The organism is Streptomyces sp. NPDC098781, from assembly GCF_044759995.1.
Taxonomy (GTDB): domain Bacteria; phylum Actinomycetota; class Actinomycetes; order Streptomycetales; family Streptomycetaceae; genus Streptomyces.
Window position 1 is genome coordinate 392,033 of sequence record NZ_JBIWAK010000006.1, and the last position, 13,586, is coordinate 405,618.

12 protein-coding genes are annotated in these 13,586 nt (G+C 71.0%); 2 read left to right on the forward strand and 10 right to left on the reverse strand.

The features are described 5' to 3' along the window. Positions 1 to 255 precede the first annotated feature (255 nt). Genes ACIQWG_RS26225 through ACIQWG_RS26270 form a run of 10 tightly spaced genes read right to left on the reverse strand, consistent with a single transcriptional unit; the run spans position 256 to position 10,294 of the window. A complete protein-coding gene (locus ACIQWG_RS26225; protein ID WP_404100094.1) occupies positions 256 to 1,779 on the reverse strand; it encodes an NADH-quinone oxidoreductase subunit N in 1,524 nt (507 codons plus the stop codon). Beyond that, positions 1,776 to 3,350 carry a NuoM family protein gene (locus tag ACIQWG_RS26230; protein ID WP_404100096.1) on the reverse strand — a complete coding sequence of 525 codons (1,575 nt, stop codon included), beginning with the start codon at positions 3,348 to 3,350 and terminating at the stop codon, positions 1,776 to 1,778. The genes ACIQWG_RS26225 and ACIQWG_RS26230 overlap by 4 nt, the downstream gene beginning before the upstream one ends. Positions 3,351 to 3,356: 6 nt before the next feature. Further along, positions 3,357 to 5,351 carry an NADH-quinone oxidoreductase subunit L gene (locus tag ACIQWG_RS26235; protein ID WP_404100098.1) on the reverse strand — a complete coding sequence of 665 codons (1,995 nt, stop codon included), beginning with the start codon at positions 5,349 to 5,351 and terminating at the stop codon, positions 3,357 to 3,359. Then, entirely contained in the window at positions 5,348 to 5,740 is a 393-nt protein-coding gene (gene nuoK, locus ACIQWG_RS26240; protein WP_404100100.1) for an NADH-quinone oxidoreductase subunit NuoK, read from the reverse strand. Before nuoK ends, ACIQWG_RS26235 begins: the two co-directional genes overlap by 4 nt. Next, a complete protein-coding gene (locus ACIQWG_RS26245) occupies positions 5,740 to 6,321 on the reverse strand; it encodes an NADH-quinone oxidoreductase subunit J (RefSeq protein ID WP_404100102.1) in 582 nt (193 codons plus the stop codon). The genes nuoK and ACIQWG_RS26245 overlap by 1 nt, the downstream gene beginning before the upstream one ends. Beyond that, entirely contained in the window at positions 6,318 to 6,869 is a 552-nt protein-coding gene (locus tag ACIQWG_RS26250) for a NuoI/complex I 23 kDa subunit family protein (RefSeq protein ID WP_404100104.1), read from the reverse strand. Before ACIQWG_RS26250 ends, ACIQWG_RS26245 begins: the two co-directional genes overlap by 4 nt. Before the next feature lie 2 nt (positions 6,870 to 6,871). Next, positions 6,872 to 7,840: an NADH-quinone oxidoreductase subunit H gene (locus ACIQWG_RS26255; RefSeq protein WP_404100106.1), complete on the reverse strand. Its 969-nt coding sequence runs from the start codon at positions 7,838 to 7,840 to the stop codon at positions 6,872 to 6,874. Continuing rightward, entirely contained in the window at positions 7,837 to 9,219 is a 1,383-nt protein-coding gene (locus tag ACIQWG_RS26260; RefSeq protein ID WP_404100108.1) for an NADH-quinone oxidoreductase subunit C, read from the reverse strand. Before ACIQWG_RS26260 ends, ACIQWG_RS26255 begins: the two co-directional genes overlap by 4 nt. After that, complete coding sequence (locus ACIQWG_RS26265) at positions 9,216 to 9,881, reverse strand: NADH-quinone oxidoreductase subunit B (RefSeq protein WP_404100110.1); 666 nt, start codon at positions 9,879 to 9,881, stop codon at positions 9,216 to 9,218. The genes ACIQWG_RS26260 and ACIQWG_RS26265 overlap by 4 nt, the downstream gene beginning before the upstream one ends. Beyond that, positions 9,872 to 10,294, reverse strand: coding sequence for an NADH-quinone oxidoreductase subunit A (locus ACIQWG_RS26270; protein ID WP_404100112.1), 423 nt, complete (start codon positions 10,292 to 10,294; stop codon positions 9,872 to 9,874). The genes ACIQWG_RS26265 and ACIQWG_RS26270 overlap by 10 nt, the downstream gene beginning before the upstream one ends. A 318-nt stretch (positions 10,295 to 10,612) precedes the next feature. On the opposite strand from ACIQWG_RS26270, the gene ACIQWG_RS26275 reads away from it, so the two are divergent. Next, entirely contained in the window at positions 10,613 to 11,821 is a 1,209-nt protein-coding gene (locus ACIQWG_RS26275; RefSeq protein ID WP_404100114.1) for a sensor histidine kinase, read from the forward strand. Between the two features lie 122 nt (positions 11,822 to 11,943). Beyond that, complete coding sequence (locus ACIQWG_RS26280; RefSeq protein ID WP_404100116.1) at positions 11,944 to 13,308, forward strand: sensor histidine kinase; 1,365 nt, start codon at positions 11,944 to 11,946, stop codon at positions 13,306 to 13,308. Positions 13,309 to 13,586: the final 278 nt, after the last annotated feature.

Genomic DNA, 13,586 nt, shown 5'->3' on the forward strand with positions numbered 1-13,586 from the left:
GTCCGATGCCACTGGTGCCGTGGTGTCACGTCCAGTGGACCCTTCTGTACTGGTCAACGCCAGGCGAGGGCCACGGGTTCCCTTGCCCGTACGGCGGCCGGCGTGGGCCGTACGGGTGAGCACGCCCGCGCGCGTGAGAGGCGGGTGGTCCCACGCGCGCGTACGGAACGCTCCCCCGGCTTCGCCTCTGGGGTCATCCGTCCCTGGGGGTAGCCGTCCTGGGGGTAGCCGTCCCTGGGTTCATCCGTCCCGGGTTCAGAAGAGCCCGGTGTCGGCGAAACGCAGGATCAGCTGAGGGGCTCCGGACAGGACGATGCCGACGACTCCGGTGAGGGCCATCGCGGCCGTGACCGGTGCGGAGGCGAGGTACCTGACGGGCTCGCCCTCGGGGGCGCGGAACAGCAGGGCCGTCCACTGGAGGTAGTAGAACAGCGCGATCACGACGTTCACGGCCATGACCACGGCGAGCCAGCCGAGGCCCGCGTCGACGGCAGCGGAGAAGACGGTGACCTTGGCGAAGAGGCCGATGATGCCCGGCGGGAGCCCGGCGAGGCAGAGCAGGAAGAAGGCCATGATCAGGGCGGCCAGGGGGTTGCGCGCGTACAGGCCGCGGTAGTCGCTGACGCGGTTGAGGGTCTGCGTACGGCCGACGAGCGCGGCCACCGCGAAGGCGCCGAGGTTCACGGCGGCGTACATGAGGGCGTAGGCGACCGTGGAGCCGATGGAGCGCTCGGCGTCGTCGGAGTACGCGGCGGCGGCGATCGGCACCAGCAGGTAACCGGCCTGTCCGACGGAGGACCAGGCGAGCAGCCGTACCGCGCTGTACGCGCGCGTGGCCTGCTGGCGCAGGGCGCCGACATTGCCGACGGTCATGGTGAGGGCGGCCAGCGCGGCCATGGCCGGGCCCCAGACGTCGGCGTAGGACGGCAGGGCGATGACCGTGACGAGGATCAGGCCGGTGAAGCCGACGGCCTTGCCGACGACCGACAGATACGCGGCGATCGGCAGCGGCGCCCCCACGTAGGTGTCCGGCACCCAGAAGTGGAAGGGTACGGCGGCCGTCTTGAAGGCGAAGCCGACCAGGGTGAGGACGACTCCGGTCTGGGCGAGGGTCTGGAGCTGTCCGTCGACGCTCTGGATGCGGTCGGCGATCTGGGTGAGGTACAGGGTGCCCGTGGAGGCGTACACGAAGCTGATGCCCATGAGGCTGACCGCGGTCGCGGTGACGGAGGACAGGAAGAACTTCAGTGCCGCTTCGGAGGACTTGCGGTCGCCGTGCCGCAGGCCGACGAGCGCGAAGGCGGGCAGCGAGGCGACTTCCAGGGCGACGATGAGGGTCGCCAGGTCCCGGGACGCGGGCAGCAGGGCTGCTCCGGCGGCGGAGGAGAGCAGCAGGAACCAGAACTCCCCTTCGGGGAGTCGCTTGTTGGCGTCCTTGAGGGCGGTGACGGACAGCAGGGCCGCGAGCAGGGCGCCGCCGAGGACCAGGAACTGGATGGCGAGGGTGAAGCGGTCGGCCGTGTAGCTGCACGGACCGGAGCCACCGGCCAGGCAGAAGGTGGAGCGGTCGCCGTCCAGGAGGGGCAGCAGCAGAAGCGCGGAGGCGGCCAGACCGGCCACGGACGTCCAGCCGAGCACCGCCTTCTTGTTCTCGGCGATGAACAGGTCGGCGACGAGGACGACTAGTGCGACGGCCGCCGCGACGGTGGGTGGCGCGATGGCGAGCCAGTCGACGGACTGGACGAGGTTCGCGGCCAGCGGCTGGGCCAGGGAGCTCATCGGGTGCCTCCTGCGAGGAGCTGCTGCACGGCCGGGTCGGTCAGGCCGAGGAGGGTCTTGGGCCACAGTCCGGCGACGACGGTGAGGGCGACGAGCGGGGTCCAGGCCGCGAACTCGTAGCTTTGGACGTCGGCCAGCTTCGGGGCGTCCTGCGGCGCGGAGCCCATGCAGACACGGCGGACCACGACCAGCAGGTAGGCGGCCGTGAGCAGGGTTCCGAAGGCGCCGATCGTCATGAAGGTGAGGAACGCCGGGCGGCTGAGTTCGGGGGCGGGTTCGAACGCTCCGAACAGCGCGAGCATCTCGCCCCAGAACCCGGCGAGCCCCGGCAGCCCGAGCGAGGCGACCGCGGCGAAGGCGAGCAGCCCGCCCAGGCGCGGGGCCTTGCCGTACAGCGCGGCGCCGGTCTGCTCGGCGAGGGCGTCGAGGTCGGTGGTGCCCGTGCGGTCCTTCAGGGCGCCGACCAGGAAGAACAGCAGGCCGGTGATGAGACCGTGGGCGATGTTGGCGAACAGGGCGCCGTTCACGCCGGTCGGGGTCATCGTGGCGATGCCGAGCAGGACGAAGCCCATGTGGCCTACGGAGGAGTAGGCGATGAGGCGCTTGAGGTCGCCCTTCGCCCCCTGCTTGGCCAGGGCCAGGCAGGCCAGGGATCCGTAGATGATCCCGACCACGGCGAAGGCGGCGAGATAGGGCGCGAAGTCGGCGAATCCGTCAGGAGTGATCGGCAGCAGGATGCGGACGAACCCGTACGTACCCATCTTCAGCAGCACGCCGGCCAGCAGCACCGAGCCGACGGTCGGCGCGGCGGTGTGGGCGTCGGGGAGCCAGCTGTGCAGCGGCCACATCGGAGTCTTGACCGCGAGCCCAAGACCGATCGCCAAAACCGCGATGACCTGCACGGATGTGGTCAGCGACCGGCCGTTGTCAGTGGCGAGTGCCACCATGTCAAATGTGCCCGCCTTGATTCCGATCAGGAGCAGGCCGAGCAGCATGACGACGGAGCCGAGCAGTGTGTAGAGGATGAACTTCCAGGCGGCCGCGGCCCGGCCCTCGCCGCCCCAGCGGGCGATGAGGAAGTACATCGGGATCAGGACCATCTCGAAGGCGAGGAAGAAGAGCAGCAGGTCGAGGACGGCGAAGGTGGCGAGGGTGCCGGCCTCCAGGACGAGGACCAGTGCGACGAAGGCCTTCGGGGTCGGGCCCGAGGGCATCTTGAAGTAGGAGTAGAGCGCGCAGAGGAAGGTCAGCAGCGCGGTCAGGACCAGAAGGGGGAGGGAAATGCCGTCGACGCCGAGGTGGATGCGCACGTCGAGTGCGGGGATCCAGCTGATGTCCGTGCTGGCCTGCATCTTCGACGGCTGGTCGTGGTCGAAGCCGAGCGCGAGGACGATCGCGGCGATGAGCACGGCGCCGGTGACGGTGACGCCGTGCCGGAGCACGGCCTGCTCGGGTGACTTCCCCTTCAGCCCGGGCGGGGCGGGCAGGAGAGCGGCGGCGGCGCCGAGAAGCGGGCCGACGACGACGAACGCCAGAAGGAACTGCATCACGGACTCGTTGATATCGATCACGCCTGCTCACGCTCCCGTGGCGACGAGGACGGCGGCGACCGCGAGGACGACGGTGCCGGCGAGCAGCGCGCTCACATAGGTCTGCACATTGCCGGTCTGGGCACGCCGTACGGCGATGCCGAGCCAGCGGGGTAGGGCTCCCGCGCCGCGTACGTAGGTGTCGACGACCTCACGGTCGAGGAATCGGACGAGACTCGCGCCGGCCTGGACCGGACGGACGAACAACGCCCCGTACACGGCGTCGAGGTGGAATCCGACGGCGGCGTGGCGGTGCAAGGGACCGAGCAGCAGCCGACCTGGGTCGGCGGGGTCGGGTGCGTAGGCCACTCCCCCGTACACGGGCGCGTGGCTGGCGATGGCCTCGGCCTCGACCAGGGCGGCGTCGCCCTCTGGGTGGGCCGCGACCGCGCCGAGCGGCACGCGGGCGGCGAGCGAGGTGGTGTGGCGCCAGGCGGCGTAGGTGACGATGCCGCCGATCAGAGCCACACCCGTACCGAGCACGGAGGTGGTGAGGGTCGGGGCGAGGTCGCTTCCGTCGAACCAGTCGGGCAGCACGCGGTAGGCGAAGGCGCCGACGGCGAGGGACGGCACGGCGAGCACCCACAGCACCACGGTCATGGTCAGCGGCTGCCTGCCGTGGTCGGGAGCTTCGGCGCCCCGGCCGCGGAAGGCCAGCAGCCACAGGCGCATCGCGTAGGCAGCGGTGAGCAGAGCCGTGAGCAGGCCGGCGACGAGGACGATCCAGCCCGTGGCGCCGGGGGCGTGCTCGGTGTGGCCGGTGGCGACATGCTCGGCGGCGCCGAGGACGGACTCCTTGGAGAAGAAGCCGCTGAACGGCGGAATCGCGGCGAGCGCGAGCAGCGCCACGGTCATCGTCCAGTAGGCGTCCGGGACGCGGTTGCGCAGGTGGCTCATGCGGGACATGGCGGCGAGCGAGTTGGTGCCGGAGGCGTGGATGATCACGCCGGCGGCGAGGAACAGCAGCGCCTTGAAGGCGCCGTGCGACAGGAGGTGGAAGACGGCGGCACCACGGTCGGCGACGGCCAGGGCGCCGGTCATGTAACCGAGTTGGCCGATCGTCGAGTAGGCGAGGACGCGCTTGATGTCGTCCTGGGCGAGCGCGGCGAGTCCGGAACCGATCATCGTGATGGCGGCCATCGCGGCGAGGACGATCATCGCGGCCTGGGAGGCCTCGAAGACCGGAAGGAGTCGGGCGACGAAGTAGACACCGGCGGCGACCATCGTCGCGGCGTGGATCAGCGCGGAGACGGGCGTCGGGCCCGCCATCGCGTCGGGGAGCCAGGTGTGCAGCGGGAATTGGGCGGACTTGCCCGCCACGCCCGCGAGAAGCAGCAGGGCGACCAAGGTCGGGTTGTCGAGTCCGCCGTTCGCGACGGTGTCGAGGACCTTCGTGATGCGGAACGACCCGGCGTCGGTGGCCAGCGCGAACAGGCCGATGAGGAAGGGGACGTCACCGAGTTTGGTCACCAGGAAGGCCTTGATGGAGGCGGCGCGGGCCTCCGGGGTCTCCCAGTAGTGGCCGACCAGGAAGTACGAGCAGATGCCCATGATCTCCCAGCCGACCAGCAGCACCATCAGGTCGCCTGAGTAGACGACGAGCAGCATCGCGGAGGTGAACAGGGAGACGAGCGCGGCGTAGGAGGGGTAGCGCGGGTCGTCGCGCAGGTAGCCGGTCGAGTAGATCTGCACGCAGGTGGCGACGACGCCGACGAGTACGGCGACGAGGGCGGCGAAGCCGTCGACGTACAGGGCGAGTTCGATCGGCACCGAGCCGGTGGGCGTGAGTTCGGTGGCCGAGTTGATCGCCTGACCGCCGCCCTGGCGCACGGCGACGACCACCGCGAGCACGAGCGACGCGAGCGTCGGCAGGACGGCGAGCGGGCGGACGAAGCCGGGAGCCGTGCGGCCGAGGAGCAGGCCGGCCGCGGCGCCGAGGAAGGGAAGGAGGGGGACGAGTACGGCGAGGGTGGTCGTGGTCACGCGGTGGCCTCAGCCTTCTCGCCCTGCGCGGCCGGGCCGGCGTCGTGGTGGTCGGGGCCGTCGGGCTCGTGGCCTTCGGCGGTGTCACGGAGCTTGTCGATGTCCGCGGTGCCGCGGTTGCGGTGGACGGCGAGGACGATCGCCAGGCCGATGCCGATCTCGGCGGCGGCGATGGTGATGGTGAACAGGGTCAGCGCCTGGCCGGAGTGCAGGGTCTCCTCGGCGGCCTTGCTGAGCCAGACGTCGAAGGCGACCAGGTTGAGGTTGACCGCGTTGAGCATCAGCTCGACCGACATCAGGACCAGGATCGCGTTGCGTCGGGCGAGGACGCCGTACAGGCCGGTGCAGAAGAGGAGGGCGGAGAGTACGGCGGGATAGGCGAGATGCATCAGCGCGGCTCCTTCTCGCTCGGGGCGCCGGGCTCGGGGGCGGTCTCCTTCGCCTTGCGGGACAGGACGATCGCGCCGACCAGGGCGGCGAGGAGGAGGACGGAGAGGGCCTCGAAGGGGAGCACCCAGTTCTGGAAGAGGCTCTCGCCGGTGGCCCGGGTGGAGCCGGCGGCGGGGCCGTCGAGGTCGATCCAGGTCGTGCGGAAGGCGTCGACGACAACCCAGACCAGGGTGGCCGCGGCGACCACGGCGACGGAGAGGGCGGCCCAGCGGTTGCCCGAGTCGGCGTCCGGGGAGCGGCCGATGGGGGCCCTGGTGAGCATCAGGCCGAACAGAAGGAGGACGACCACGGAACCGACGTAGATGAGGACCTGCACCCAGGCGATGAACTCAGCGGTGAGCAGGAGGTATTCGACGGCCAGGCCGCCGAGGGTGACCACCAGCCACAGGGCGGCGTGCACCAGCTGCCGGGTGGTGACGCTGACCAGCGCGGCGCCGAAGGTGACCAGGCCGACGAGGAGGAAGGTGATCTCGACACCGGTCGGGGAGAGGAAGCCGTGGCTGTCGGCGGCGAGGCTCACGACTCTCCCTCCTGCGGTTCGGCCTGCGCGGCCGCCAGTTTCTCGGCGGTCTTGCGGGCGGCGGCGATCTCCTTGGGCTCCTCCGCGCCGGGGTCGAGGGCCGGCGGAGCCGGGACGGTCCACATCCACTCGCGGAGCTTGTCCCGCTCGTGGGTGAGCTCGCGGATGTCGGTCTCGGCGTACTCGAACTCCGGGGACCAGAACAGGGCGTCGAAAGGACAGACCTCGATGCAGATACCGCAGTACATGCACAGGGCGAAGTCGATGGCGAAGCGGTCGAGGACGTTGCGGCTGCGCTCGCGTCCGCCGGGGGCCGCCGCCGGGACCGTCTCCTTGTGGGAGTCGATGTAGATGCACCAGTCCGGGCACTCGCGGGCGCAGAGCATGCAGACCGTGCAGTTCTCCTCGAACAGGCCGATCACACCGCGGGTGCGGGGCGGGAGGTCGGGCTGGGCGTCCGGGTACTGCGCGGTGACGGACTTACGCGTCATCGTGCGGAGGGTGACGGCCAGGCCCTTGGCGAGGCCGGAGCCGGGGATGGGGGCCATGGTTAGTTGATCACCACCTTGACGACGCCGGTGAGGGCGATCTGGGCGAGGGACAGCGGGACGAGGAGGGTCCAGGAGAGCTTCTGGAGCTGGTCCTCGCGCAGGCGGGGGTAGGTGACGCGGAGCCAGATCACGATGAAGGCGAGGACGGCCGTCTTCAGCAGGGTCCAGACCCAGCCGAGGCCGTCGGCGCCCCAGGGGCCGTGCCAGCCGCCGAGGAAGAGGACGGTGGTCAGACCGCACAGGACGACGATCCCGGCGTATTCGGCGAGGAGGAAGAGAGCGAAGCGGAGACCGGTGTACTCGGTGTAGGCGCCGAAGATGATCTCCGAGTCGGCTACGGGCATGTCGAACGGCGGGCGTTGCAGCTCGGCGAGACCGGCGATGAAGAAGACGATCGCGCCGACGATCTGCCAGGGCAGCCACCACCACTCGAAGGCGTCGACGATGCCCGGCAGGGAGACCGTGCCGGCCGCCATCGCGACGGAGGCGGCGGTGAGCAGCATCGGGAGTTCGTAGGCGAGGAGCTGAGCGGCGGTGCGCAGTCCGCCGAGGAGGGAGAACTTGTTGGCGGAGGCCCAGCCGGCCATGAGTGAGCCGAGGACGCCGACGCCCATGACCGCCAGGACGAAGAAGATGCCCGCGTCGACGACCTCGCCGACCGCGCCCTCACCCGGGCCGATGGGGATGGCGAGGAGGACGAGCAGATACGGCAGGAGGGCGACGGCGGGGGCGAGCTGGAAGATACGGCGGTCCGCGCCGGCCGGGACGACGTCTTCCTTCTGCGCGAACTTCACGCCGTCGGCGACGAGTTGGGCCCAGCCGTGGAAGCCTCCGGCGTACATCGGGCCGAGGCGGCCCTGCATATGGGCCATGACCTTGTGCTCGGTCTGGCCGATGATCAAGGGGAAGGTGAGGAACACGACGAAGACGATCAGGAGTCGCAGGGTGACGTCGAGTGCGTCGTTCACCGCGGGCCTCCTGGGGGGTTGGTGTGGTCGTCGTCGGACTTGGCCTTGGGGTCGGGCCGGGCTTCGGGTTGCGACTGGGCCTGGGCCTGGGTTTCCGACGTGGCCTCGGCTGCCGACTTGGCCTCGGTTCCAACCTCGGCTTCGGCCTCGGCTCCAGCGTCGGATTGGGCCTCGGTGTCAGCCTCGACTTCGGCCTCGGCTGCGGCTTTGGCTTCAACCTCCGAGGACTCGGGACCTGGCGCCGGCTCGGCTCGCTTCTCGGCTTCCGGCTCCTCGAAGGCCGGCCGGGCGTGGTGCCACGGGGCGTCCGCGCTGCGGGGGGCGCTGGGAGTCTTCGGAGCGGCCGGCGCAGCGGAGGGTTCCGATGAAGTCGTGCCTTCGCGGGGCGCGTCGGCGGAGGGTGTCTCGGAGGCGGCCTCGTCGGAAGCCGCACCGCCCCGCTGGCTCGCTGAGCCCTGCGAGGCACTGCGCGATCGGCGGGGCCCGGACGAACGACTCGGGGTGGCCGGCGATGTGCCGGTGGCCTCGGTGGACGCGCCGGCCTCGGGGGACGCGCCGGCCTCCGGCGAGGTCGCCTCGATCTGGCTCGCCGAACCCTCTGCGGCCGTACGAGACCGACGAGGCCCGGCACCTGCCGACGTCCCCGCGTCCGCCGACCCAGCCGTGGCCTCCGGCGCACCCGCGCCCTGGCTCGCGGAGCCCTCTCCTGCCGTACGCGTGCGCCGCACCGGACGGTCTCCCGCTGCCCTCGCCGGGCGTTCTCCCGCCGTGCGGCCCGCGCCGCGGGCCGGGCGGGCCGGGGCTGGGGGGAGTTGGCCCTTCAGGGGGCCCCATTCGTTGGGGTCGGGGACGCCCGGGGGCAGCATCTGGCGGCGCTTGGGGCCGCCGTGTTCGGACTCGCCGGGCTCCTTGGCGCCGGGCCAGGCCTTGGCGACGCGGGCTGCCAGGACGAAGTCCTTGCGCAGCGGGTGGCCCTCGAAGTTCTCCGGGAGGAGCAGGTGGTCCAGGGCAGGGTGGTCGGCGAACGCCACGCCGAACATCTCGTGCGTCTCGCGCTCGTGCCAGGCCGCGCCGGCGTAGACGCCCACGGCCGAGGGCAGCGTCGGCGCCTCGTGCGGGACCGTCGTACGGACCAGCAGACGCCGTACCGGGGCCAGGGCGGCGACGTGGGCCGCGACGCGGAAGCCGGTCCCGGGTTCGTCGACCGCGCTCAGCCAGTCGAAGTAGGTGCAGCCCAGGGTGTCGCGGGCCGTCTCCAGCGCCGTGATCCAGGAGGCCGGGGGCACGTCGACGGTCAGGACGTCGTACGACTCCTCGGCCGTGGCGTCCGGACCGAAGAGGTCCTCGACGGGGGCCGTCAGCCAGCCGATCGTCGTCATCGCGGACCCTCCCCCGCGCCGGCCGCACCCGACCCGCCGGCACCCGTCCCGCCGGCACCCGTCCCGCCGGCACCGCGCGTCTCAGGCCCCCGCACCAGACCGCTCTGCAACGCCGCCGTGGACGGCCGTGCCGAGCCGTACCGCTCCCCCAGCGACTCCCGTGCGATCTTCTCCTGGAGCTTCAGGATTCCCTGGAGCAGGGCCTCGGGGCGGGGCGGGCAGCCGGGGACGTACACGTCGACCGGGATGATCTGGTCGACGCCCTTGGTCACCGAGTACGAGTCCCAGTACGGGCCGCCGCAGTTCGAGCAGGCGCCGAAGGAGATGACGTACTTCGGCTCGGGCATCTGCTCGTACAGACGTTTGACGGCCGGGGCCATCTTGTCGGTGACCGTGCCCGAGACGACCATGAGGTCGGCCTGGCGGGGGCCGGGCGCGAAGGGGATCACGCCGAGGCGGATGAAGTCGTGGCGGGCCATCGACGCGGCGATGAACTCGATCGCGCAGCAGGCGAGGCCGAAGTTGAAGACCCAGAGCGAGTAGCGGCGGCCCCAGTTGAGGATCACCTTCATCGGCTCGGGCGCGAGGCGGGCCAGCGCGCCCAGCCGTTTCGGTTCCGGGAGCAGAACCGGCTGCTCATCGGTGTCTGGCGTCACGTCCATGCCAGAACGCCCTTCTTGTATGCGTAGAGCAGGCCCACGGCCAGGAAGCCGAGGAAGACGAACATCTCGACGAGCGTGGTCGCGCCGTAGCCCGGGTCGGCGAAGACCGTGGCCCACGGGAACAGGAAGATCGAGTCGATGGCGAAGATCACGTACAGGAAGGCGTAGACGTAATAGCGGACCTGGGTGTGGGCCCAGCCCTCGCCGACGGGGTCGACTCCGCACTCGTACGTCATGAGCTTCTCGGGCGTGGGGACCACGGGTCGCAGCAGGCGACCGGCCCCGAAGGCGACGGCGACGAACAGCACGCCGACCACGGCCAGCAGTCCGACGACCGAGTAGGACTGGAAGTAGTCCGCCGAGACGACAACGTGGTGCGTGTCCGCCGCGACGACGACGGTCTGGTCCGACACGTCCGCCCCTCGCTCCCTGACCTCGTGACCGATGCCCAGGAACAGGCCCTGGGACCAGTGTCCTGCGCTGTGTGATCCCGTGAACACCGGCGCTTCCCACGGTTTCCCGTGAAACGCGACTTCTCGTGAACACGACTTCCCGTGAACCACCGCTGTTCGACGATCTGTACGCACGGGAGTCTAGGCCCTGCTAAAGAGAGCGTAAGCAGCCCGTCACGCCTTGAGATCTCCTCGAGACGCGGGGGTGGGGTTTTCCCCCGGAGATCGCGGCGGTCCGCTCCATGGCGCTGCGGCGTAGCGCGCGGCACGCTAGCCCATATGACCGAACGCCCCAGCCCTTCGTCGGACGCCTCCTGGCGCCCCGACGGCGAGCAGCCGCCGCTGCCACCGGCCCGTTTCGCCTACGACCGGCACACCTGGAAGGAGATCGCGCACCTCCTGGCGAACCTTCCGCTGTCGCTGCTCGGCTTCGTCTATGTCGCGGTGGTGCTGTTCACCGGCGCCCTGCTGACCGTGACGGTGATCGGCTTCCCGCTGCTGGCGGCCGGCCTGGTGGGCGCGCGGCAGTTGGGCAAGTTGGAGCGGGCACGCGCGCGTGCGCTGCTCGGAGTGCGGGTGGACGAGCCGAGTCCGCTTCCGTTGCGCGGCGGCAGGGACGGCTTCTTCCCACAGCTGTGGCAGGCGCTGAAGGACCCGGTCGGCTGGCGCACGATCCTGTACGACTTCATCCGCCTGCCCTGGGGCATCCTCACCTTCGTCATCACGCTGACCTCGTTGTTCGTGCTGTGGCCGGTGCTGCCGTTCATCGCGCGGGGCCTGGCGAACGCGGACCGCGCGATGGTGCGCGGCCTGCTGTCGCCCTCGGACGAGCTGGAGCGCCGTATCGCCGAACTGGAGTCGGACCGCGGGGTCGTCGTGGACACGGCGGCAGCCGATCTGCGGCGGATCGAGCGGGATCTGCACGACGGCGCCCAGGCCCGGTTGGTCAACCTCGCCATGGGGCTGGGCCTGGCCAAGGAGAAGCTCCTGGAGGACCCGGACGCGGCGGCCTCGATGGTCGAGGAGGCGCACGGCGAGGTGAAGCTCGCGCTCCAGGAGCTGCGTGATCTCGCGCGCGGCATCCATCCGGCCGTACTGACGGACCGGGGCCTGGACGCCGCCCTGTCGGCGGTCGCCTCGCGCTGCACGGTGCCGGTGAAGGTGACCGTCGACCTGCCGGCCAGACCGGTCCAGGCCATCGAGGGCATCGCCTATTTCACCGTCTCCGAGCTGCTCCAGAACGTCAGCAAGCACAGCGCGGCGAAGTCGGCGTCGGTGGATGTGTGGCGGTCGGACGACCGGCTGCTGATCCAGGTGTGGGACGACGGGCGCGGAGGCGCGCGCCTGGACGGCGGCACGGGCATGCGCGGGCTCGCCGACCGGCTGGGCGCGGTGGACGGGCTCTTCGTCATCGACTCACCGCGCGGCGGTCCGACGACCGTGACGGCCGAGTTGCCCTGGCGGGACCGCGCCGCCGGGGAGGGGTAGGGAAAACCCCCCGTTCAAGACGCCGACGGACTCCATGTTCCGTGGACCGGCGGTCCAGGAGGGTGGAGGTACGACGGCACGGCCCCGGCGGGGCTGACGGACGAGGAGAACGGACGACACCGATGGCCACGGACTACGGACAGGGCTACGGGCACGGGCTCGGCTTCCCCGAGCGCGGCCTCCCCGAGCACGGCGGCGAGCGACGGCACCGGCTGCCGGCCGGGCTGCGGGCGCCGTTCGAGGCGCGTAGCTGGCGCGAGTTCGGATATGTGCTGCTGGGCTTCCCGATCAGCCTGCTGCTCTTCGTGTACGCCGTCACGATGGTGTCGCTGGGCGTGGGCCTGCTGGTGACGTTCCTCGGCATCCCGGTGCTGGCGGCGGCCCTGGCGGGCTGCCGCGGCTTCGGGGCGCTGGAGCGGGCACGCGCGCGTGGTCTGCTGCACCTGGAGGTGGCCGATCCGGAGCCGCTGCGGATGCGCAAGAGCGGCTTCATGGGGTGGATGGGTGCCGTACTGAAGAGCGGGACGTCATGGCGGTCCCTGCTGTACGCCGTCCTGCACCTGCCGTGGGCGACGTTCTCGTTCGTCGTCGCCGTGAACGTCTGGGCATACGGCTGGGCGCTGCTGACGTATCCGCTGTGGTTCTGGGTCTTCCCCATGTGGGCCGGTCAGGACGGTCTTCAGATATACGGAGACGAGACCCACCGCTTCTACCTGGACAACCCCTTCGAGATCACGGTCACCGCGTTGGTGGGCCTGCTGTTCACGCTGGCCACGCCGTGGATCGTGCGGGCGCTGACGACGGTGGACCGGCTGCTGGTGCACGGCCTGCTCGGGCCGTCGCGGCTGGCCACGCGCGTGGTGGAGCTGGAGTCCGACCGCGGTGTCGTGGTCGACACGGCCGCCGCCGACCTGCGGCGCATCGAGCGCGATCTGCACGACGGCGCGCAGGCCCGCCTGGTGGCGCTCGCCATGGACCTGGGTCTCGCGAAGGAGAAGCTGACGGAGGACCCGCAGGCCGCCGCGCGGATGGTGGACGAGGCGCACGGCGAGGTGAAGACGGCGCTCCAGGAGCTGCGCGACCTGGCACGCGGAATCCATCCGGCGGTCCTCACCGACCGGGGGCTGGACGCGGCCCTGTCGGCGGTCGCCTCGCGGTGCACGGTGCCGGTGGAGGTCCAGGTCGATCTGGAGGGGCGGCCGGTTCCCGCGATCGAGGGGATCGCGTACTTCACGGTGTCGGAGCTGTTGCAGAACATCAGCAAGCACGCGCGGGCCACGTGGGCGGCGGTGGATGTGTGGCGGGTGGAGAACCGGCTGATGCTCCAGGTCGTGGACAACGGGATCGGCGGCGCGGACACCTCCGGCGGCTCCGGGCTCGCGGGGCTCGCCGAACGGCTGGACGCGGTGGACGGGATTCTGGTGGTGGACTCGCCGGTCGGGGGGCCGACCCGGGTCACGGCGGAGCTGCCCTGGCGGACCGTGTAGGTCGGGTGGGCCGTCCGGCCCCCCCAAGGCGGGATCCGGCTCCGGTTGGTCCGGGGCCGGATTCCCGTGTGTTCGCAAGTTCGCAGGCACCCCCCGAGCGATGCACGAGCACGCGCCCCGAAGACGCCCCCTTCTTCCTCACGCGATCCCGACCGCGGCCGGCAGGTTATCCACAGGCCCGGTGCGAAAGAGCCGATCGCGCGATACTGAGGTCGCGAGGACGACAGGGCCGGGGCACGCTCGGCCGATTCCCAAGGCTCGGGGGGCCGAGGATCGTG